We start from the raw sequence: 22,000 nt of genomic DNA, 5'->3' as shown, positions 1-22,000 counted from the left end.
TCAGCCGGCACGGTACTCACCGCCCTCGACGCGGCTGTGCAGGAGCATCATGCTCTCCGCGTCCGCGTCGGCCGGACTGCGGACGGGGATGACGTCCGGCGCGAGGAAGCCCGCTTGCGTCAGCTCGTCCGCCACCGTCGCGGCGTCGAGGAGGTGGAGTCTCGTCGTGAGGACGGGTACCGGCCCCGGCGCAGTCGGGAGGGGTAGCGGCATCCAATTGACCAGTCGGCGGGAACCGACGGCGTCGACCTGTTGCGATTGCAGATAGACGACCGTGTTCCCGCCGGAACGAACGGAGATCTCGCGATCCACCGAGGTGCGCAGCGTGCGGTGAACGGCGTCGCCGGCGACGGAGAGCACGAGGGATCCGGACGGGCGGAGATGGCGCCGGACGGCGGCGAACAGGCGGCGACGATCGTCCCGTTCGAGCAGAGTGATCGATGTCGCCGCGAGAACGGCGAGGTCGAACACCCGGCCGAGGTCGAATGTCCGCATGTCGGCGAGGACGAGATCGCACGCCGAGCCGGCGGGGAGCGCGTTCCGCAGGCGCTGCAGCATCGATGGGGAGAGATCGAGTGCGGTCACCGTCTTGCCGATGCGGAGCAGCGGAAGAGTGACCCGCCCGGTGCCGGCGGCGAGATCGAGCACCGCGGGCCCGCTCCGGCGGGCCACGGCGAGCACTTCTCGGATCTCGGAGCGGTCGGGACCGACGAGCTCGTCGTAGAAGCGCGCTCCGTGACCGTCGTAGACGTCACACGGCTCGGCGGTGCACGCGGCCTCGTCGAGTCGACGGCGCACGGTGGCGGTGAGGGGAGCGGTCATGAAACCTCGTTCCGTGATTGCAGGGGTCCGTCGAGGGGGACACGAGAGGTCGTCTCCCCCTCGACGGCGTTCAGGTGGCGATGGTCACCGCGGCAGCGGCGATGGCGATGAGGTAGGTGGCGTGCTCCCACCACTCCATCGGCGCGTCGAGCTCATCGAGTTCGTCGAAGCGCAGCGCGAGATCATTGGACATGTGTCACCTCCTCGGGTGCATCAGGACGGAAGGAGCGCGAGCGACGTCGGCAGCTCCGCCTAGGTGGCTGAAAGTGCGATGAGACCGATCGCCACCCCGTAGCCGAAGCCGCGAAGCCAGTCCCACCCGTCGTCGGGCGCCTCCAGCAGGTCGAGCTCGACGAAGTCGAGCGTGGAAGTCGAATGCATGTCACCTCCTCAGGTGCGCGTTGAGACGGTCGATCGGCTACGTCAGGTCGCGACGGCCGCAGCGATCCCCACCACGGTCAGGCCGCTCAGGACACCGACGTAGAAGCTCTCCCAGCTCGGGGTCTCCATCTCGTCGAGTTCCTCGAAGCGCAGCCGGGGTGCAGCAGCGGTTGAGGTCATGTCTGTTCACCTCCTCTCGGTTCGTCGGGATGCGCGGGACGCGGCTCGGCGTCGGCGAGAGCGTCGGATCTCACCGTTGCCACCGGGCGCCCTCGAGCAGGTCACGGAAGTCCGCAGCGTGGAGTCCAGGGAGAGCCGGGCCTCGCCCGCCCCACCGCTGCTCCGCGCGGCGCGCCATTGATGCCCGGGCATCCGCGTCCGGCATGGACGCAGACGGCAGCTCCCATCGAGCGATCAGTGCATCGATACCGGCCGCCGGGGTGAGAGGAAGCGGCGCATCATGGGCCGCCTCACGCCAGAATGTCTCGAGCGGACCGGCATCCCCCCAGCGCGTGTCGCCCTCCTCGATGCACTGCCACACGCGCCCGATGATTGCGGCCGTGGCGCGCATCTTCGTCGTTCGGGCAACGAACGACACCTCGTGTGCGAGGTACCAATGGCGGGGGCTGAAGGGCGCGCGTCCGCGCAAGGCGGCCGAGCGCTGCGTGGCCGCGTTGCACCGCGCGATGCGGAGGCGAACCGCGTCGGTCAGGGCGCCATCGCCCAGCGAGATCAGGGCGCGCCCGAGCGCCACGGCATGAGCGTGGGCCCGCCGGTGGGACCGCGCCGCCGTGCTGGCACCCGCGAGCCGCAGCACGGCCTCCAGACACGCGGAGCGCACGTCGAGAGCGGCCAGCGTGCGGTAGTGGACGTCGTCGAGAATCGCGTAGCGGGGACGCAGCGCTTCGCCCAGGAGCAGGCTCGCACCGCCGGTAGCGCGCACGATGGCGACAGCATTGCATTCGGCCGAGGTACCGAGGGTCGTGGGTACAGCGACCACGTCGAGCCCCGGAACCGCATCAGCCGGGAGGGCCACGACCGCAGAGTGTGCCGCGCGGTCGAGCGCCCACTCCAGAGTGCGCGGAGCGGTGACACCGACCGCCGCGACCGCCGCCGCATCCATGGCGGTTCCACCCCCGATCACGACAATGACATCGCTTCGGTGCGCGCGAAGGCGTTTGCTGAGCAGAGCGACCGTCGCGGCATCCACGGCATCCGCGTCCACCGGGAGGACGAGGTCGACCCCGGCGAGGCGATCCGCCCGATCGACGAGACGCGCGTCGACCACCGCGGCCGCCCGGCGCCCCGCGGTCAGCGCGGCAACGACGGGTTCCGTGCGGGCCGAACCGGTGAAGAGAGTGGTTCGCCGACGCGGTACACGGGCGCTCACGCCGCACGCTCCGCGACCTGTGCGAGTCCCGCACGGATAGCGGAGTCGAGCTGGCCGAGCTCACGGGCGTCGAGCCCGTACGCGGGTATGAGCTGGATACCGTCGAGCCCGGGGTGCACGACCGCGCCCGCGTCGGCGATGGCTCGGACGACATCCGCCACCCTGCGGGCGGGCAGACGCGAGCTGCTCGGCGCCCCGTGCGCGAAGGGCCCGGAAGGATCGCGGAGGGCGAGCGCGAGGAACGCGCCCCGACCGCGCACCTCGGCGCCCCACCCGTCGCGAACGAGCCTCTCGGCCAGTTGGCGGACGCCCCTTGCCACCGCCTCGATGGCGTCAACGGTTGCGGCACGGCGGAATTCGTCGGCTACCGTCACGATGGCTGCCGCAACGCCCGGTGTTCCGGCCTGCGTCTCGCCGTGGACGAAGGTGGTGCGGCGGTGACGGAACTCAGAGGCGACGCGGGCGCCGACGAGAAGCGCCGCCGCACCCAGGGCGCCGTTGGTGAGCGCTTTCGAGAGGATGAGGACGTCCGGCGACCGCGACCAGGTCGACGACGCGAAGAGCGGCCCCGTCCGACCGAACCCGGTGGCGACCTCGTCGGCGACGACGAGGAACCCGTGTTCGTCACGAAGATCCAGGACCGTCTCGACGAAGTCAGGATCGAGCGGGAAGGCGCCCGTGCCGAGAACCGGTTCCAGGACCACCGCCGCGATGCGTGCTCCCTCGCGCTGAACCAGGGATACCAACTGAGCGCCGCCGTCCGCATGATCGACGTGCCGGACCGCCCGTCGGTCGAGGGCATACGCCCCCTGCGCCAGGGCGTCGCCGCTCAGGGCGTGACTGCCGTACATCGTGCCGTGGTAGCTGCCGCGCAAACCGACGATGACCGTGCGGGCAGACTCTGCGCGCTCGATCTGGTACTGGCGCGCCAGTTTCATCGCCGCGTCGTTGGCCGCGCCGCCGGACGTCGAGAAGATCACGCGGCGATAGCTGTGACGCCCGGCGAGGTCGAGCAGAGCATCGGCGGCGTCCTGTGCGGGACGGTGCACGCCGCGAAAGAGGGTCAGGTACGACGCCTCACGCAACGCCGCCGTGACAGCGTCGGCGATGCCCTCATGCCCGTAGCCCAACGGCACATTCCACAGTCCACTCGTCGCGCACAGGCGCGTAGAGCCATCGGCGTATCGGATGAGATGCCCATGTGCCGCGACCGCGACGCGATCGGGCGGAATGTCGGGATCGGCCGACGACAGGGCGGGCCAAACGGCGTTCACGCGCCTCCCCCGGCGACGGCGTCGGCCGATAGGGCAGGGACGCCCGGTCGGACGCCCAGATACTCGACCGCCTCACTGCACAGTCGCTCGCCCGCCGAAAGGGCAACCCCCAGCTCTGCGGAGACTCGCTCGGCGGCGGTCGGCAGGTCGGCAGACCTCTGGACAGCGGCAACGACGGCGACGGAGTCCGCGGGGAGGCGGTGCCGCCGTCGGGTGCGAAGGTCGGCGAGGGTGACTCCGGACGGTGTCTTCACGAGGAACGGGTCGTCGCATTGCGGTTCCACGACCACCCCGTCGGTATCGAGCGCGGACCATCCGAACCCGTCGACCAGGAGAGGGGCATCGTCGCTCGGAAGCGCGCCGATCAGGTGGGCGGCACGCAGAAATCGCCCGAGCCACGGTCGGCAGGCAAGATCGTCCACGAGCTGCCCCGCCTCGGTAATACCAGCGAGCGCGAGCCAGCGGGGCTGCGGTGCGTCCACCTCGTTGCCCTTGAGCGTTCCGCCTTGCGCCCCGGCGGTCGTATGCCCGTCGGCGTGGAAATGCAGCGATGCCGGGACGCGCTCGGCGAACGGATCGCGCAAGACGTCTTCATCGGCGAGGCGCAGCCGCACGTCGGTCAAGGGGGACGTAAAGACACCGGACGACCGCGCGAGGTCGGCGTCGGCCAGAAAGGCTCGCCATCCGGCCGCGTCGAGGAATCGCACCGCGGTGGGACCGATCAGCTCGACGTACGCCGCGGCAGCGTAGTGCTGAAGTTCGACGCTGTGCCCGGCAACGTGCAGGGTGTCGCCGATGTCGTCGAAAGCACCGTCGTAGGGGATGACGTGCGCCGCCGTCTCGACAGACGTGCCCCGTGGCACGAACATCACATCGCCGGGGCCGAGCGTTGCGTGGACCGCCCCGAGGGCGACGCCAGGGTGACAGAACACCGCCCGATCGAAGGACCTGTGACGTCCTGTGATCCATTCCACGACGATGCGCGCGTCGCGCACATCCGCTGCCCCTCGGGTCACCGCAAACACCCCTTCTCGCGTGCACCGCGCACTTCCGGCGCGCGGGGGCCTCCGCCGGAGGGGGGACCCGGAAGAAATGTATACGTGTTATTCCGCGCCGCTCGGGCGGCGGTGGGGCGAATCACCCGAGCGTTCGAAAGCGATCACCATCGCATCCGTCTGGTGTCACTTTCGGTGGCAGAACAGACGGATGCCACGACCCCGAGGCCGTGGCATCCGTTCTCCTCACACGCGAGAGGTCAGACGAGCGACTCCCGCCACGAAGCGTGCAGCTGCGCGAACTTGCCCGTCCCGGCGATGAGTGCCGCGGGGGTGTCGTCCTCGATGATGCGGCCGTGCTCCATCACGAGCACGCGGTCGGCGATCGCGACCGTCGACAGGCGGTGCGCGATGATGATCGCCGTGCGATCGGCGAGCAGCGTTTGCAGAGCGTCCTGGATCAACCGCTCGCTCGGGATGTCGAGCGATGCCGTCGCCTCGTCGAGAATGAGCACCGCCGGGTCGGCGAGGAACGCGCGCGCGAACGAGATCAGCTGGCGCTGCCCCGCCGAGACGCGCCCGCCGCGCTTGTTCACGTCGGTGTCGTACCCGTCGGGCAGCTTCTCGATGAAGCCGTCGGCGCCCACGGCCCGCGCGGCCGCCCGGATCTCGTCCATCGTCGCGTCGGGCTTGCCGAGGGCGATGTTGTCGGCCACCGTTCCGCTGAACAGGTACGCCTCCTGCGTCACCATGACGATCGCCCGGCGCAGGTCCTTCGGGTGGAGGCGGCGCAGATCGACGTCGTCGAGGGTGACCGCGCCGCGCGTCGGATCGTAGAACCGGGAGACGAGCTTGGCGAGCGTCGACTTGCCCGCCCCGGTCGTGCCGACCAACGCGACCGTCTGCCCCGCCGGGATGTCGAGCGTGAAGTTCGGCAGGATGACGCGGTCCTCGGAGTAGCCGAAGGTGACCTCGTCGAAGCGCACGTGACCGCGTGCGCTCCACAGATCGACCGGATCGGTCGGGTCGGGAACCGTGGGCTGCTCCTCCAGCACGCCCGACACCTTCTCGAGCGCCGCCGTCGCGGACTGGTACGAGTTGAGGAAGAACGCGACCTCCTGCAGCGGAGCGAAGAAGTTGCGCACGTACAGCACGGCCGCGGCGAGCACGCCGATCTCGAGCGCTCCACCGATCACGCGACCGCCGCCCCACAGCAGCACCAGCGCGACAGAGACGGATGCCACGGCCATCAGTGCCGGCTCGAACGTGCCGAACAGGCGGATCGAGCGCATGTTCACGTCACGGTACTGACCCGCCAGCTCCCCGAACTCGTCGTCGTTGCGGGGCTCTTTGCGGAACGCCTTCACGGCACGGATGCCGGTCATCGTCTCGACGAACTTCACGATCACCTGCGCGCTGATCACGCGCGACTCCCGGTACACCACCTGCGACCGGCGGTAGAACCAGCGCATGAGCAGGAAGAGCGGGATGCCCATGACCGTGAGCACGAGGCCGGACTGCCAGTCGATGAGGAAGAGGGCTCCGAGCGTGAACACGCCGTAGAGCACTCCGGACACGAGCTCGTTCAGCCCCCCGTCGAGCAGTTCGCGGATGGTGTCGAGATCGCTCGTCTGGCGCGAGATGATGCGCCCCGACGTGTAGGACTCGTGGAACTCCAGGCTCAGCCGCTGGGTGTGCAGGAAGATGCGCTTGCGCAGATCCAGCATCACGGCCTGCGTGAGGCGTGCCGCGACGACGACGTACCACCCGATCAGCACCGCCCCGCCGATGCCGGCCGTGAGGTAGATCGCGACGACGAGGATCGTCGGCATCCAGTCGTTGTTCTCGATGACGGCCGGCAGCGCGTTGTCGATGCCGTACGCGATGAGCGCCGGCCCGGCGACGCGCAAGGCGGTCGAGACGACGAGCACCGCCGCGGCCAGCACGAGCTGCCCTCGCAGCGGCGAGACGAGCGAACCGAGGAGCCGCAGCGAGCGCTGACGGATCGCGCGGCTCTCTTCGCGGGTGTAGTCGGAGCGATCCTCGCCGCTGGTCCCGGAGACGGTGGTGCTCATCGGGTCGCCTCCTTCTCGGGCGTGGATTCGTCGGCGGATGCCGCGGTCTCGGTCGCCGTACGGATCACGGGGATCGCGCCGGTCTGGGCCTCGCGCTCGGCCTCGGCCTCTTCGAGGCTGGAGATCACGTGCCGGTAGGCCTCGCTCTCACGGAGCAGGTCGGAGTGCGTTCCGACGGCCGCGATCCGGCCGTCCTGCAGCAGCGCGACGCGATCGGCGAGCGTGACCGTCGACGGCCGGTGGGCGACCACGAGGGCCGTGGTCTCGCTCAGCACTTCGCGCAGGGCGTCCTCGACGAGGGCCTCGGTGTCGACGTCCAGGGCCGACAGCGGGTCGTCGAGCACGAGCACCGAGGGACGCGCCGCGACCGCACGCGCGAGGGCCAGTCGCTGCCGTTGTCCCCCGGACAGGCTCAGACCCTCTTCCCCGATGACGGTGTCGAGACCGTCGGGCAGGTCGTGCACGAAGTGCGCCTGCGCCACCTGGAGGGCCTCGCGCAGAATCGCCTCCGCCTCGGGCGACCCCTTCACCAGGTCCTCGCGGCCGAGGAGGACGTTCTCTCGCACGGTCTGCGAGAACAACGTGGCGTCCTCGAAGGCCATGCCCACGTGGCGACGCAGCTCGGCGAGCCGGAGGTCGCGCACGTCGACCCCGTCGAGGAGCACGCGGCCGCCCGTGACGTCGTACAGACGCCCCGGCAGGGTCGTCAGCGTCGTCTTGCCCGACCCCGTCAGGCCGACCAGCGCCATGGTCTCGCCTGGCCGCAGGCTCAGGTCGACGCCGTCGAGGAGATCCGGCTCGGTGTCAGCGGCATCCTGGTATCGGAAGTGCACGCCCTCGAGCACGAGCTCACCGCGGGGCTCGGTGATCGTGCGGGGCTCGGCGGGGTCGACGATCGTGTTCTGCTCGTCGAAGACCTCGAAGATGCGGTCGGTCGCCGTGCGCGCGTCGAGCAGGAACGAGAAGAGGAACCCGATCGACTCCATCGGCCACCGCAGCACCGTCGCCATCGCGAAGAACGCCACGAGCTCGGCGACCTGCAACTGCCCCAGCTGCGTCAGGACGATCCCCGCGCCGAGGCACACGGCGAAAGCGATGTCGGGGAGCAGCACCAGCCAGAACCAGATCCAGCCGATGGCCCGCGCTTTGCCGAGCTCGGTCTCGCGCAGCGACTCGGCCTGGCGTGTGAACTTCTGCAGCGCGTGCTTTCCGCGGCCGAAGGCCTTGAGCACCCGGATGCCGTGCACGCTCTCCTCCACCGAGGTCGCCAGGTCTCCGGCCTGGTCCTGGCTCTGCCGCGCGAGCGCGCCGTAGCGCTTCTCGAAGCGGTAACCGGCGTACCACAGGGGCGCGGAGGCGACGAGGAAGAGAGTGCCGAGCAGCCAGTGCCACCGGAAGAGCAACACGGCGCCGATGACGATGGTCAGCACGTTGACCACCAGCAGGATCACGCCGAAGGCGAGCCACCGGCGCAGCATGCTGATGTCCTGCATCATGCGCGACAGCAGCTGACCCGACTGCCAGCGGTCGTGGAACGCCACCGGCAGACGCTGCAGACGCGAGTAGAACGACTGCCGGAGGTCGTACTCGACCTTCGTCGCGGGGGCGAGCACGAACCACCGGCGCAACCACACCATGGCGGCCTCGGCGAGGCCCAGACCGAGGATCAGCAGAGCACCCCAGGCCAGCGCGCCGGGGTCACCCGAGCCGATGGGCCCGGCGACCACCTGCTCGAGCACGAGCGGGATAGCGAGGGCCAGCACGCTCGCGCCGAGCGCGCTCACGGCACCGAGGGCGAGCCGCGGCAGCACGGGCCGGGCGATGGGCAGAAGCCGGGCAAGGGAGCGCAACGTCGACAGGTGCGGACGGTCTTGTGCGGTGGTCATGATCCTTGTGGGGTCGAAGCGACGCGCCGGAGTGGGGGCGCGAGAGAGGGGGATGCCAGGGATCGGCGGGATCCGCCGGGACGTGCGACGCGGAAGCGGGCGAAGCGCTACGAGCGACGCGCAGGGCGAGCAGCGACGGAGAGAGCGGCACACAGGACGGGGACGTCGATCTGGTCCATGGCATCCTCCTCGGTCGTTGCGCAGCCGCCGGGGGGCGCGGCAGCTTTTCAGAATATGCCTGAGAGTTCACTGAGGGCAAGACTCGATTGGGGAGGCGCGGTGCGCGAACCTGGGCCGCGCGGGCGCGGGTCAGGCGGCGGCTTCGCGTTCCAGGAGCCGCCGCTTGACGTCGACGCCCCACGCGAAGCCCCCCATCGTGCCGTCGCCGCGCAGCACGCGGTGGCACGGCACGAACAGGGCGGGCGCGTTGCGGGCGCAGATGGATGCCGCCGCCCGCACCGCCGTGGGCGAACCCAGAGCCGACGCGAACCCGGTGTAGGTGAGCGGCTGTCCGGGGTGGATGCCGCGCAGCGCCGCCCATCCGCGGTGCTGCAGCGGGGTACCGAACTGCGCGACCTCGACGTGGTCGATCGCGGCGAGATCACCGGAGTAGTACGCCGTGACGGCAGCGGCGGCCCGCGTCGTCCCCGCTCGCACCTCGGCGGGGCGGTTCTTGGGGTGAAGGCGCGCCAACACGGCATCCACGTCATCCGTCCACCCCGCCACGAGCACGCGCTCGGCGTGGTCGGCGAGGATCGCGAACGGGCCGTCGGGGGTGTCGACGAACTGGAGGGTCGCGGGCGCGACAGCGGGGGTGTTCACGGGGCGGGCTCGCTTTCGAGGGACGGGGACACGGAAACGGAGGCGGGGGCGCGCCATGCCTGGGTCACGGGCGCGGCGTACCAGTAGTGGGCCATCGCGTAGCTGCGCCACGGAGCCAGACGCTCGGACCATGCGGTGAACCCGGCGGGCTCGAACGGGAGGCCCAGCGCGGCGGCGCCGGCGCGGGCCGCGACGTCTCCGGGGAGCAGCACGTCGGGGTCTCCGAGCACGCGCATGCGGACGTAGTCGGCGGTCCACGGGCCGATCCCCCGCATCGCGAGCAGTCGTGCCCGCTGCTCGACGCCGTCGTCGCCGGGGCCGATCATCAGCGACCCGTCGGCGAGCGCAGCGGCGGCCTCGACGATCGCGCGGCGGCGGGCCTGGGGTCCGCGCAGCACGTCGTACCCGTGCTCGGCGATCACCGCGGGCTCGGGGAACAGCGTCATGGGCATGCCGCCGATCTCGGTGTGCTCGCCCAGCTCCGCCGACAACCGCCCCTGCATCGTCCGGGCCGAGGCGACGCTGATCTGCTGCCCGATCATCGCGCGCAACAGCATCTCGGCGGCATCCATGGCACCCGGCACGCGCACCCCGGGGATCGCGGCGACCGCCGCGGCGAGTTCGGGATGCCGCGCGAGCGCGTCATCGATCGCGAGGGGGTCGGCGTCGAGATCGAACAGTCGTCGCACGCGCGCGATGAGGGTGCCGAGGTCGGACAGCGCGGTCAGTCGCGCGCGCAGACGCAGCCGCGCGTCGGCATCGCGGCGTACCTCGAACCACGCCGGCCCGCCCGGCATCCGGATCACCCGCGCGAAGGAGGCATCGTCGCCCATCTCGACGCCGGGGATCGCGTGCGCTCGCATCCAGCCGAACAGGCCCACGGTGTCGATGGGGCCCCGGGCAGGGAGCGCAAGATCGATCTCTCCGACGGGGACGGCGCCCGCTGCCTTCGAGCGTCTCGCTCGCAGCGCCGTCGGCGGCATCCCGAACACCTCGCCGATCGTCTCGGTGAACTGCCGCACACTCGAGAACCCCGCCGAGAAGGCGACATCGGTCGCCGAAAGGTCGGTGCCCACGAGCAGAGCGCGTGCCGTATGCGCGCGATGCGCGCGGGCGAGGGCGAGCGGGCCGGCCCCGAGTTCGGTGGTGAGGAGGCGGCTGAGGTGGCGTGAGGAGTACCCGAGCCGCCGCGCCAGGCCCGGTACGCCCTCGCGATCGACCACGCCGTCGGCGATGAGGCGCATCGCCCGGGCCGCCACGTCGCCGCGCACATCCCACGCCGGTGAACCCGGAGCGGCCTCGGGCAGACACCGTTTGCAGGCGCGGTAGCCGGCCTCGTGCGCCGCGGCCGACGTGGCGTAGAACGTCACGTTCGCCTCTTTCGGCGTGCGCGCGGGGCAGCTCGGCCGGCAGTAGATGCCGGTGGAGCGCACGGCCGTGACGAACTGTCCGTCGAAGCGCCGGTCACGCGACTGGATCACGCGGTAGCGCTCGTCGAAGCCCCGGGCGTCAGGGGCGGTGATCGTCATGGCATCCACCCTGCCACCGACCACCGACATGCTCCGGCGGAATTCGGACACGAGCGTGGGGGCGCGTGTCTCCCCGGGAGCCGCGCGCGCCGCCTCCCGAGTTCAGTGTCCAAGACACGCGGACCGAGGCGCGTCGCGCCCGCGTGTTTTGGACACTCAACGGAGGGGGGCGCCGGGTGACGGACGTGCGACGGCCGGATGCCACGTCCGCCCGGTCGCGGACGACCTCCCGCCGTGGACCGTCTCGCTGACGGCGGGTGCATCGGCGGTGCGCCGCCGGCACGTGCAGGGGGTGGTGGAGGCGATCAACGCCGCGCGATGAGGCATCCCGGCGTGGGGCTCATTCTCCCTTCGGGGCGCGAGAGTTCACGCCCCGAAAGGAGAATCGCACCCCACACCGGAGCGGAACGGCGTCAGCGTTCGGCGATCGCGAAGCCGCCCGCGGGCAAGAGCACCGTCGTGTCGTCGTCGAACGCGCTCGCGCGCAGCAGGACACCCCGCGCGTCGTAGACGCGGACCGTCCCGCCGCCCGAAACGGTGGTGCGCTGCGCCGACGGCGCGCTGGAATGGACGAGTTCGCTCCGGCTGCCCTCCCCCTCGAGGACGAGCCGTGACACCCACGGACGCACGATGAGCCCGTCGAGCACGAGATCGCCGCGCTGCGCGGTCACGGTCACCTCGGTACGGCGTTCCGGCACCGACGCGCGCAGCGCATACGGCAGGAGCGCACCCGCCGTGGGCGAGATGCCCTGCTCCGGACCCGTGATCTTCAGCACACCGCTCCCCCGCCAGCGCGACATCGACGTGGCGCCGGGTTCGGTGTAGACCACCGGCTCCACCCAGCGGCGAGAATCCGCGGAGCCGATGTCCCACGCCGCGCTCTGGCGGGGCCGCAGAGTCAGGGCATCGCCCGACCAGCTCGACTCCCCGGTCCACGATTCGGGGGTAGATACCGTTCCGTCGGTGGAGGTGGCATCCTCTGCCTCCACGTAAGTCAGACCCACGCGATCAGCGACCGCCGTGAGCGCCGTCGCACGGGCGGCGATCGTCGGATGCGCGTCGAGAGCGAGGGCCGTGAGCAGACCGTGCATCGTCGACTCGGCGCCGCTGTTGCGGTTCACCGTGCCGTCGGGCTGGAGGCCGTCGAATGTGACACCCGTCGCGGGGTCGTACATCCGCGCGCCGGCGTGGTTCGCACCGAAGAACCACGCCGCCTGCATCCCGGCCAGCTCGGCGAAAGCCGATGAGCCGGTCGTGTCGGCGAGCGCGATGAGCGACTGGACCCGCGAGTCCGCGCCGTACGCGATCTGCACGCGGTCGGTCGGGCTCGGGAACCAGCCGTTGTCGGGGCCGCCCGCGGTCAGCAGCGTCGTGGTGAAGCCGGTGGCATCGACGATCGCCGGCTCGGCCAGCGCGGGATCGTCGAGCACATCGGCCGCGACGGCGAGGGCGGCGGGCATCTGCGAGCCCCACGCGTGCCACATCGCCGGCGACTGCGCCCACGGCAGCACCGCGCCGTACGGCCATTCGCGGGAGGATCCGGATGCCATCGCCGCCACGCCCTCGGCGAGCTGTCGCGCCGCGGTGGTCGAGGAGTCGTCCCCGGCGCGCACGGCGGCGGCCAGGCCGAGGACCGCCTCGGCCGTGGCATCCGCCCCGTCGACGATGAGCCACGCGGGGACCTTCTCGCCGTCCGCCTCGACGTACTCGCCGTACTCCGAGAGGACGTCGCGCTCGATCGCGCCACGGGAGAGGGCGAGACGCTCCTTCAGGAATGCGGCGAAGTCGGGGTCGTCGTCCGCGAAGGCCGCGTACCCCTCGCCCAGGGCCCACACGGTGCGGGCGAGCCAGTAGCTCGGACCGGAATCCGAGGGGTCGGGCAGCTCCACGGGCTCCGCCGAGGGGTTGAGGTCGCCGTCGGGCTGCATCCACAGCACGACGTTCCCGGCATCCGGGCCTTCCGTGGTCTGGTGGTAGGCGACGGTGCGCAGCAGCTCGTACGCCTTCTGCCGGCTGTCGCCGTCACCGGTCTGCTGCCAGTGGCGCAGGTAGACGACGGCGGCGCGGGTGGTGTCGTCGGCGTTGTAGGCGCCTTGGCCCCAGTCGCCGGTGGCGGGGTCGAGGGGGCCGCCGCCGATGCGCTCGAACGTGCCCCCGTCGCGGGCGTCGGCGTAGGTCCACGGCGCGAGGAGCGTCGGGTCCTCGGCAAGGCGGTACGTCGTGTGACCGGGGACGTCCGAGGACGGCCTCGGTTCGTCGAGCAGGAAGTCGAGGTGGTCGAGGTTCGTCAGCGGCGCGGCGGCCGCGGTGGCCGGCACCGGCGCGGCGGCCGGGGCCGGGGCCGAAGCCGAGGCCGGGGCGGAAGCCGGGGCCGAAGCCGAGGCCGGGGCCGAAGCCGAGGCCGGGGCGGAAGCCGGGGCGGAAGCCGGGGCGAGCGCCGACGCCGGGGCGGCGCTCAGCGGCACCGCCAGGGCGACCGCGCCCGCGAGGGCGAGGCCGCGCGCACTCCATCGTGCGTTCATGGGGGGATCGTTTCGATGGGGGTGGGGGCACAACTCCTGCAGAACCGTCCGCCGCTGGCCGGGCGGCGAAGCCGGCGGCGATTCTGCAGGAGTTGTGACGCGTCGGCCGCGAGGACGCGGACGCGGCGCGGGCCTTAGTCGGTGCGCTCGAGCAGGGCGGCGCCGATCTTCGAGTCCGCCATGCCGTAGAACACGAAGTGACGGCCGTCGATCTCTTCGATCGCGGTCGGGAAGACGACGTTCGGCACGATGCCGCTGCGCTCGTCGTCGGTCTCGGGTGCCAGCAGCGGCTCGGGCGTCCGAGCGATCACGCGGCTGGGGTCGGTGGCATCCAGGATGAGGGCACCCGCGGCGTAGTTGACCTTCTGCTGCTGCGAGAACGCGCTGTCGATGACGCCGGTCACGCCGTGGTGCAGCACGAGCCACCCCTCGGGGATACGCAGCGGCGGCGGTCCTCCGCCGATCTTCACCGCCTCGAAGGGGAACTCCGGCCCCGCGACGAACCGGTGCTGCTCCCACAGCGTGAGGTTCGCGAGGTCGTCCCGGACGGATGCCACGGGCACGTAGCTGATCCAGATGGACTGCCGCTCGTCCTCGACTCCGGCCGGCACCCGCACGCCCTGGCCGGGCTTGGTCTCGCCGAGGTCCCACATGGGCCGGTGCAGCACGGCGAACGCTTCGGTGCCGTCGGGCGCGGTGACCGGCTCGGGGAAGAACACCGTGTCCTTGTTGTGGAACAGGTTGAGGTCCATGTCGAGGTCGTCCTGGTAGCGGAACAGCACCGGTCCGAGACGCCGCCACTCGCGCAGATCCTCCGACACCGCCACGGCCGTGCGGGGACCGAGCGGGCCGTACGCGACGTAGGTCATGACGTGCAGGCCGAGAGCCGCGATCCACGTCGTACGCGGGTCTTCGGTGCCGGCGTTGTCGGCGCCGCGCTCCCACCCCCGGTCGGGCTGCAGCACCACGCCCTCGCGCTCGACGGCGACGGGCATACCGTCTTCCACGACGACGCGGGCCAGCCCCACGCGCGAGACGTTGCCCTCGGCCACCAGGCGCGGCAGGAGATACAGCTGTCCGTCGGGGCCGCGACCCGAGGCCGGGTTGAGCACGCCCTCCGCTTCGTCGGCGTTGCCGGGCTCGGGGGTCATCACCACACCCACACGTGTGAGGCGGTAGGGGACGGGGGATTCGGGGGTCATTGTCATCCTTTCACTCCGGATCCGAGGTCGTTCGAGGTGAAGTAGCGCTGGAAGATCAGGAACAGCGCCACCGCGGGAGCGGCCAGCACCACGGCGCCGGCCATCATCGCGCCGAACGGGTTGGCGGTGGATGCCGCGATGGTCGAGATGAAGTTCGCGAGCGACACCGCGAGGGGCTGCATCGTCGCGTCCTTCGTGATGAGGAACGGCCACAGGAACTCGTTCCACGGGCCGATGAAGGTCAGCAGCACCGCGGTCAGCAGCGCGGGGCGCACCAGCGGGAGCGCCACGTTCCACAGCAGGCGGAATTCCCCCGCGCCGTCGATGCGCGCGGCATCGAACAGCTCGCGAGGCAGCTGCAGGAAGTACTGCCGGAAGATGACGACCGCCGTGGAGTTGATGAAGAACGGCAGGATCATGCCGAGGTAGCTGTCGGAGAGCCCGTAGTCGCGGGCGATCATGACGTACAGCGGGATCATCAGCAGCTGGAACGGGATGACCTGCACGAGGAGCACGAGGGCGAAGGTCGCCGAGCGTCCACGCCAAGCGAGGACCGCGAGCGCATAGCCCGCGAGCACCCCGAACACGATCGTGCCGACGATCACTCCCCCCGTGAAGATGCCGGAGTTCACCAGCCCCTGCAGGAGATTGATGCGCCCGTCGATCGCTGTGTAATTCTCGAGCGTCAGGTTCGACGGGTGCGGGAAGGCGCCCGCGATCGAGGGGTCGGGGCTCGTCTGCAGCGATCCGACGACCATGTAGTAGAAGGGGAAAAGGAACGCCAGGGCACCCACGGTGAGGACGCCGTACGTCACGAGTCGGGATCTCATGATTCCTCCCTTCCCACGAACCGGCGCTGGAGCGCCGCGATGATCAGCACGAACACGATGAGCACCACGCCGATGGCCGCGGCCACGTCGGGGTTCTGCTGCTCGATGCCCTTCTGGTAGATCAACAGCACGGGCGAGGTCGACGCCCCGTTGGGGCCGCCGCCGTTGGTGAGCAGGTAGGGCTCGGTGAAGAGGTTGGCGCCCGTGATTGTCGCCAGCAGCACGACGAGGAACGTCGCCGGGCGGACGCCAGGAACGGTCACCGCGAAGAACTGGCGGAGGCGTCCGCCGCCGTCGACCGACACCGACTCGTACAGTTCACGCTGGACGTTCTGCAGCGCCGCGAGGTACAGCAGGATGTAGAACCCCAGGCCCTTCCACGTGACGAACAGCGCGATCGTCGGCATCGCGAGCGCGGAGTTGACCAGCCACGACGGGTTCGGCGCGAGCGGCCCCAGCACGTTGTTGATGAGGCCGGTGTTCGAGAACAGGAACAGCCACACCGCGACGACCGCGACGGATGCCGTGACGTAGGGCACGTAGAACGCGACGCGGAAGAAGGCGCGGGCGCGGACGACACGATCCAGGGCCGTGGCCAGAAGGATCGACAGCACGACGGTGAGCGGAACGTTGATGAGCAAGAAGACGCCGACGTTGCCGAACGATCGCCACACCGCGGGATCGCTCAGGGCGGTGACGTAGTTGTCGATCCCCACGAAGGGACGGTCGACCTGCGCGCCGGGGGCGGTGAAGAAATAGTCGTGGAACGACATCCACACCGCGAAGACGATGGGGTAGGCGAAGACGACCCCGATGAAGATCAGGTACGGGGCGGAGAACAGGATGCCGAGCGGCTGCGCTCCGAACGGGCGGCGACGCTTCTTCCCGGCATCCACCCCGCCCCCGGCGCGGCCGTGCCGGCCGGGATCTCCCCCGGTCCGTCCGGCCGCACCGGCGACGGTGGCGGTCATGTCAGTTACCGCCCGCCAGCTGGTCGATCTGGGTCTTGGCATCCGTCAGGAAGGTCGCCACATCGCCCTCGCCGAAGATCACGGCCTTCGAGTATCCGTCGCGGAACGCCTGCCAGATCTCGACGGAGTTGACGACGTTGGGCACCTCGACGGTCCGTGCGGCCTGGTCGCCGAACTGCTCGTACGCGGGGTTGGCGGAGAAGTAGCCGGAGTACGTCGACGTCAGGTCGGTGCGCAGCGGCATCTGGCCGGTGCCCTCGAGCCAGGCGCCGTCCTGCTCCTCGCTGGTGGCGAACTTCAGCACATCCCACGCGGTGCCCTTGTTCTCGCACGCGGTGAACAGGCCGATGTTCTTCGCGTCGCTGAAGGTCCAGGTCTCGTCGGCCGCGGTGCCCTGCTCCGTCGGCACCGGCACGGCGCCCCAGTTCACCTTGTCCTCGTACACCGAGACGGCCCACGGGCCGACGATCGCCATCGCGGCCTGGCCGTCGGCGAACGAGTCGCCCTGATACTGCTCGTTCCCGGCGAGCTGCTCGGCGTAGATCGTGCGCCAGAAGTCCGCGACCGCTTCGCCGTCGGGGCCGTCGAAGGTGGCCTGGCCGTCCTCGACGAGCTGCGTCCCCCCGGTCTGCGCCGCGTACAGCGGGTAGAAGTCGAACCACGACTGGAAGAACTCGCTCGTGGGGGCGGGGTTGATGGCGTACGGCGCGACACCCGCCGTCTTCAGGGTCCGCGCGGTGGTGAGGAACTCGTCGTATGTCGACAGCTGCGGGCTCTCGGGGTCGAGACCCGCCTGGGCGAAGAGGTCCTTGTTGTAGAAGATCATCACGGGGTTGCTCTTCCACGGCAGCTGGTAGAAGCCGCCGTCGTCGGAGCGGTACTGCTCGGCAAGATCGCCGCTGCGGTCGGTGATGTACTGCTCGCCGTCGGGGAACTCCGACAGGTTCACCAGGCCCCCCTGCCGTTCGAACCCGGGCACGGCCGCGGGCGAGGTGTTGAACACCAGGCATGGCGCGTTGCCGGCGGTGATCGCGGCGCCGATCACCTCTTCGCTCGAGGACCCCGCGGGAATCTCCTGCGCGGTGATCTGCTCGTCGGGGTGGTCGGCGTTCCACGCCTCGACCATCTGCTCCCCCCAGGCGATCTCGGCGTCGTTGTTGGAGTACCAGATGGTGATGGGGCCGCGGGCGTCCATTCCTCCCGTTGCACCGCCGCCTCCGCTGCACGCGGAGAGGGCGAGGATGCCGGTGGCGGCTACGGCTGTGGCGAGAATGCGTCGTCGCATGTCTTCCTCCTTGTGGGGCGGGCGGGGGCCCGCGGGTGTCAGCTCCGCGTCGGCGGCGCGGTGGAGTCGCGCACGCGGAGGACGGGGTCGGTGAGGGCGAGGGTCTCGGGTTCTGCTCCGGCGATGGCCTGGAGCAGGGCGCGCGCGGCGGCGGCTCCCCACCCGCGCGCGTCGGTGGACACGCTCGTGAGGGCCGGGAACAGGTGACGGCCGAGCTCGGTGTCGTCGAAGCCGGTGATCGAGAGATCGCGGGGCACCGACAGGCCGCGACGCTGCGCCGTGCCGAGCCCCGCGATGGCCATGTTGTCGTTGGAGTACACGATCGCCGTGGGCGGGACGTCGGCGTCGAGCAGGGAAGTGGTCGCCCGGGCGCCGTCGGCGGCGCTGAAGTCGGTCTCGACGACGCGGGCCCGGATGCCACGCGCCCGCGCGGCGTCCTCGAACGCAGCTGCGCGGTGGCGTCCGTGCAGCATTGCGAAGGGTCCCGCGACATGAGCGATGTCGGTGTGGCCGAGGTCGGCGAGGTGGTCAACGGCGAGCCGGATGCCGGCTCCGTCGTCGACCGAGACCGACGTGAAGGGGCTGGGAGCGGCGGGGACGCCGAGCGTCACCGCGGCGAGCCCGAGGCTCGCGACGAGGTCGATGCGCGGGTCATCGGCGCGGAGGTCGGAGAGGATCACGCCGTCCACGCGGCGGTCGGCCGCCAGGCCGCGGTAGGTCTCCTGCTCTTGACGGCCCGGCGTGGCTGCCGCGAGCACGAGCACTTGCCCCGAGACGGAGAACTCGTCTTCCACTCCCGCGATGAAGGACGGGAAGAAGGGGTCGGCGGCGATCACGTCGGGACTGCGGCCGATGACGAGCCCGCACGCGAACGAGCGGCCGACGCTCAACGAACGCGCGCGGAGGCTCGGGCTCCAGCCCATCTCGGCCGCGACGGAGAGGATGCGGTCGCGCGTGTCGGGGGCGACACCGGCGCGGCCGTTCAGCGCGAACGACACGAGACCCTTGCTGACGCCGGCGCGGCGGGCGACGTCGGCGATCGTGGGTCGGGTCTGGTCGGTCATGCGTCACCTCACTGTGGCATCCGGTTTCTAAACCGGTTAAGACTACACTAAACCGGTTCAGACGCAGCGTCAACCACGTCCGCCGAGGTCGGCGCACGCTTTCCCGTTCTCGCGCCTTGAGCCCGGCCGCCGAGCCCACGGATGCAACCCCTCGCCGATGTCGGTGACCCTGGGTAGCGTGAGCGGCATGAGCGAACGCGAATACGACCTGATCGTCATCGGCGCCGGCCCTGTCGGAGAGAACGTCGCCGACCGCGCCGTGCAGGTCGGGCTCACGGCCGCCATCGTCGAATCCGAACTCGTGGGCGGCGAATGCTCGTACTGGGCGTGCATGCCCTCGAAGGCGCTCCTGCGCAGCGGGGCCGCCCTCCGCGCGGCTCGCGACGTCGACGGGGCGAAGCAAGCCGTTACCGGCGACCTCGACGTCGCCGCCGTTCTCCGCCGCCGCGACTCGATGACCAGCAACTGGAACGACGCCGGTCAGGTCGAGTGGCTCGAGGGCGCCGGCATCGATCTGGTTCGGGGGCATGGCCGCCTCACCGGCGAGAAGACGGTGCGGGTCACCGCCGAAGACGGCACGAGCGTCGACCTCGTCGCACGCCACGCGGTCGCCGTCTGCACCGGCTCCGCTGCCCTCCTGCCCGACATCCCCGGGCTGGCCGACATCGAACCGTGGACGAGCCGCGAGGCCACCGCGGCCCAGAGCATTCCGGCATCCCTCGCCATCCTGGGCGGCGGTGTGGTGGGCGCAGAAATGGCCACCGCCTATGCCAGCCTGGGCGCCGCGGTCACGATCATCGCCCGCTCCGGGCTCCTCGGGGGCACCGAGCCGTTCGCCGGAGAGCTCGTGGCCGACGCCCTCCGCGAGAGCGGCGTGACCGTCAAGACGGGCGTGGATGCCACGGGCGCCCGCCGCGACGACGACGGGCGCCGCGTTCTCGACCTGTCCGACGGCACGACCGTGACGGCCGACGAAGTGCTTGTGGCGACCGGCCGCGTCCCCCGCACGAGCGATCTAGGCCTCGAGACCATCGGACTCGACGCCGGCTCGTGGCTCGACGTCGACGACACGATGCTGGTGCGCGGCTTCGACTGGCTCTACGCCGTCGGCGACGTCAACCACCGCGCACTCCTCACGCACCAGGGCAAGTACCAGGCGCGCGCCGCGGGAGACGTCATCGCGGCTCGGGCGAAGGGCGACGAGGTCGATGACGCCCCGTGGGGCGCGCACGTCGCCACCGCCGACCACGATGGCGTCCCCCAGGTGACGTTCACCTATCCCGAGGTGGCATCCGTCGGTCTGACGGCCAAGAAGGCCGAGGAGAAGGGCCTGAACACCCGCGTGCTCGACTACGACCTGGCGCACGTCGCCGGGTCGAGCGAGCAGTCCGATGCGTTCGTCGGCCGCGCCCGCGCCGTCGTCGATCTCGACCGCGGCGTGCTCGTCGGCGCGACGTTCGTCGGACCGGACATCGCCGAACTGCTCCACTCGGCGACGATCGCCGTCGTGGGCGAGGTGCCGGTGAAGCGTTTGTGGCACGCTGTGCCGTCCTACCCCACGGTCAGCGAAGTGTGGCTGCGCCTGCTCGAGACGCTGGGGCGTGATTCCGCCTGATGCGCCCCGCCTCCCGGCGGCGAGAAGTATTGCTGACCCGAGTCCAGATTGTCGTACGATTCACCTGGTGGATCGCGCTTCCACTCGGAGTCGTAGGGGTTGGGTAAGGTGCCGTTTCGCAGCAAGGAAACGTTGCAGGTGTGGCTCAACGAATTCGCCGCGGATGGCGCGCACGGAACCAGCGCCGCGTACGTGGCAGACCAAGAGCCGGTAGACGGGCGCGACAGCGGCCTGGTGATCTTCCCCCTGCGCAACGCCACGACGTCGATCTATCTTCAGCCGATCGAGACCGGCGCCCCGGACTGGCGCGTCACGATTGAGGCGCAGCCTGAAGTGACCGAGCTCTCTCCCGAGGCCGTCTACGACCTGTGTCGAGAACTGCAGAACGCCGCCGCATTGTGCGCGTTCCTCCAGGCGAAGTCCGTCGAGCACATGGCTCAGCGCAACGGCGGCACCCAGGACTGATCAGGCGACCGACGACTCGCTCGCTGCGGCGGCGTCGACGCGCCGCGCCTCGTCGCGCGCAGCTTCCGTGGTGTGCGTGAGGAACGCAGCGAGATCGGCCTCCACCTGCGGCTCGAGGCGCCCGATGATGCGCTCGCACATCCGGTCGAAGCGGGCCAGTTGCGACCACGGCTCCTTCTCGAGGTCGACGACCAGGTGAATGTGGTTAACCCGACGGTCGTTGGCATCGAACTCTCGACGCAGGATGCCACGGCGGACGAGCCGCTCCACCATCGTCGTCACGCCGGCCGACGTGACCCCGAGATGTCCGGCCAGCTCGGACGGACGGATGCCCGGGTGCGCACCCACGTACGCCAGGGCCTTGGCATCGAGTTCATTGACGCCGAGCTGCTTGCGCGCCTGGGCGGCGGCCTTGTCGCGTTCGCGAATGTAGAAGGCTAACGCCGCCATCAAGGGCGAAGAGTCACCCGCGACCTCCGTCATCGAACCGCTCCCTACGTTGTTCATGCCCCGAAGCACTATACCTAACTCCTTAAAGTTCTGAGACTGACCATTAGGTTTCGCAAATGTCAATGAACACGACACTCAACCTCGTTTACTAACGATGTTAATTACCTGCTATGTTGATCATCACCGGGGTTGACAGCCAACCGGCAACCCGCCGCACTGCATGAAAGGGAACCGCGATGGTCCACCGTCTTCTCGCCCGGATGCGCATCACGCCCGCGCGGCGTTCGACCTTCCAGCCGGTCTCGGACCGCTCGGCTGTGCCCCTCATGCCCACCGTCGTGGTCGCCGCGGCCATCACGGTCTCCGTCGGCGCGACCGGCGCCGTCCTCCCCCTCGTCCTCTGATCCCCCGCACACGCTAGG

At 70.4% G+C, this 22,000-nt stretch carries 21 protein-coding genes; 3 read left to right on the top strand and 18 right to left on the bottom strand.

Annotated elements, in window-relative coordinates; translation table 11 throughout:
- The 17 genes from mpaM to MHY30_RS02415 form a co-directional block, all read right to left on the bottom strand.
- Entirely contained in the window at window positions 1-822 is an 822-nt protein-coding gene (gene mpaM, locus MHY30_RS02485; protein WP_239274923.1) for a daptide-type RiPP biosynthesis methyltransferase, read from the bottom strand.
- Between the two features lie 70 nt (window positions 823-892).
- Window positions 893-1,015, bottom strand: coding sequence for an MpaA3 family daptide-type RiPP (gene mpaA3 / locus MHY30_RS15070; RefSeq protein WP_275437870.1), 123 nt, complete (start codon window positions 1,013-1,015; stop codon window positions 893-895).
- A gap of 59 nt (window positions 1,016-1,074) precedes the next feature.
- On the bottom strand, window positions 1,075-1,203 hold the full coding sequence (mpaA2, locus tag MHY30_RS15065; protein ID WP_275437869.1) for an MpaA2 family daptide-type RiPP: 129 nt from the start codon (window positions 1,201-1,203) through the stop codon (window positions 1,075-1,077).
- A 42-nt stretch (window positions 1,204-1,245) separates the two neighbouring features.
- A complete protein-coding gene (gene mpaA1 / locus MHY30_RS02480) occupies window positions 1,246-1,383 on the bottom strand; it encodes an MpaA1 family daptide-type RiPP (protein WP_239274922.1) in 138 nt (45 codons plus the stop codon).
- Between the two features lie 70 nt (window positions 1,384-1,453).
- Window positions 1,454-2,593, bottom strand: a complete 1,140-nt coding sequence (locus MHY30_RS02475) for an iron-containing alcohol dehydrogenase (protein WP_239274921.1) — start codon at window positions 2,591-2,593, stop codon at window positions 1,454-1,456.
- Entirely contained in the window at window positions 2,590-3,867 is a 1,278-nt protein-coding gene (gene mpaD, locus MHY30_RS02470) for a daptide-type RiPP biosynthesis aminotransferase (RefSeq protein WP_239274920.1), read from the bottom strand. The genes MHY30_RS02475 and mpaD overlap by 4 nt, the downstream gene beginning before the upstream one ends.
- Window positions 3,864-4,841, bottom strand: coding sequence for a daptide biosynthesis RiPP recognition protein (gene mpaB, locus MHY30_RS02465; RefSeq protein WP_308192643.1), 978 nt, complete (start codon window positions 4,839-4,841; stop codon window positions 3,864-3,866). The genes mpaD and mpaB overlap by 4 nt, the downstream gene beginning before the upstream one ends.
- 281 nt (window positions 4,842-5,122) lie before the next feature.
- Window positions 5,123-6,937 (bottom strand): ABC transporter ATP-binding protein, encoded by a 1,815-nt coding sequence (locus MHY30_RS02460; protein WP_239274918.1) that lies wholly within the window; start codon window positions 6,935-6,937, stop codon window positions 5,123-5,125.
- Window positions 6,934-8,823, bottom strand: coding sequence for an ABC transporter ATP-binding protein (locus MHY30_RS02455; protein WP_239274917.1), 1,890 nt, complete (start codon window positions 8,821-8,823; stop codon window positions 6,934-6,936). The genes MHY30_RS02460 and MHY30_RS02455 overlap by 4 nt, the downstream gene beginning before the upstream one ends.
- 309 nt (window positions 8,824-9,132) lie before the next feature.
- Complete coding sequence (locus tag MHY30_RS02450) at window positions 9,133-9,645, bottom strand: methylated-DNA--[protein]-cysteine S-methyltransferase (RefSeq protein WP_239274916.1); 513 nt, start codon at window positions 9,643-9,645, stop codon at window positions 9,133-9,135.
- Window positions 9,642-11,174: a DNA-3-methyladenine glycosylase 2 family protein gene (locus MHY30_RS02445; RefSeq protein ID WP_239274915.1), complete on the bottom strand. Its 1,533-nt coding sequence runs from the start codon at window positions 11,172-11,174 to the stop codon at window positions 9,642-9,644. The genes MHY30_RS02450 and MHY30_RS02445 overlap by 4 nt, the downstream gene beginning before the upstream one ends.
- Window positions 11,175-11,587: 413 nt before the next feature.
- Window positions 11,588-13,696, bottom strand: a complete 2,109-nt coding sequence (locus MHY30_RS02440; RefSeq protein ID WP_239274914.1) for a hypothetical protein — start codon at window positions 13,694-13,696, stop codon at window positions 11,588-11,590.
- A gap of 134 nt (window positions 13,697-13,830) precedes the next feature.
- Window positions 13,831-14,898 (bottom strand): glycosidase, encoded by a 1,068-nt coding sequence (locus tag MHY30_RS02435; RefSeq protein WP_239274913.1) that lies wholly within the window; start codon window positions 14,896-14,898, stop codon window positions 13,831-13,833.
- Window positions 14,899-14,900: 2 nt separating this feature from the next.
- Complete coding sequence (locus MHY30_RS02430; protein WP_239274912.1) at window positions 14,901-15,728, bottom strand: carbohydrate ABC transporter permease; 828 nt, start codon at window positions 15,726-15,728, stop codon at window positions 14,901-14,903.
- Window positions 15,725-16,699: a carbohydrate ABC transporter permease gene (locus tag MHY30_RS02425; protein ID WP_239274911.1), complete on the bottom strand. Its 975-nt coding sequence runs from the start codon at window positions 16,697-16,699 to the stop codon at window positions 15,725-15,727. Before MHY30_RS02425 ends, MHY30_RS02430 begins: the two co-directional genes overlap by 4 nt.
- A 1-nt stretch (window position 16,700) precedes the next feature.
- Window positions 16,701-17,984 (bottom strand): extracellular solute-binding protein, encoded by a 1,284-nt coding sequence (locus MHY30_RS02420; protein ID WP_239274910.1) that lies wholly within the window; start codon window positions 17,982-17,984, stop codon window positions 16,701-16,703.
- Between the two features lie 38 nt (window positions 17,985-18,022).
- The gene (locus MHY30_RS02415) at window positions 18,023-19,048 is read right to left on the bottom strand and encodes a LacI family DNA-binding transcriptional regulator (protein ID WP_239274909.1); all 1,026 of its coding nucleotides are present in this window, start codon (window positions 19,046-19,048) and stop codon (window positions 18,023-18,025) included.
- 187 nt (window positions 19,049-19,235) lie between these two features.
- On the opposite strand from MHY30_RS02415, the gene MHY30_RS02410 reads away from it, so the two are divergent.
- On the top strand, window positions 19,236-20,663 hold the full coding sequence (locus MHY30_RS02410; RefSeq protein WP_239274908.1) for an NAD(P)/FAD-dependent oxidoreductase: 1,428 nt from the start codon (window positions 19,236-19,238) through the stop codon (window positions 20,661-20,663).
- A gap of 108 nt (window positions 20,664-20,771) precedes the next feature.
- On the top strand, window positions 20,772-21,128 hold the full coding sequence (locus MHY30_RS02405) for a hypothetical protein (protein ID WP_239274907.1): 357 nt from the start codon (window positions 20,772-20,774) through the stop codon (window positions 21,126-21,128).
- Here MHY30_RS02405 and MHY30_RS02400 read toward each other — a convergent pair whose 3' ends face one another.
- Window positions 21,129-21,578 carry a MarR family winged helix-turn-helix transcriptional regulator gene (locus MHY30_RS02400; protein ID WP_239274906.1) on the bottom strand — a complete coding sequence of 150 codons (450 nt, stop codon included), beginning with the start codon at window positions 21,576-21,578 and terminating at the stop codon, window positions 21,129-21,131.
- A gap of 236 nt (window positions 21,579-21,814) precedes the next feature.
- On the opposite strand from MHY30_RS02400, the gene MHY30_RS02395 reads away from it, so the two are divergent.
- A complete protein-coding gene (locus MHY30_RS02395) occupies window positions 21,815-21,982 on the top strand; it encodes a hypothetical protein (RefSeq protein ID WP_239274905.1) in 168 nt (55 codons plus the stop codon).
- The last annotated feature ends 18 nt before the right edge of the window (window positions 21,983-22,000 follow it).

Origin of the sequence: Microbacterium sp. ACRRU (assembly GCF_022346945.1) — a bacterium.
Taxonomy (GTDB): domain Bacteria; phylum Actinomycetota; class Actinomycetes; order Actinomycetales; family Microbacteriaceae; genus Microbacterium; species Microbacterium mcarthurae.
This window is presented reverse-complemented; position numbering and strand designations above follow the sequence as displayed.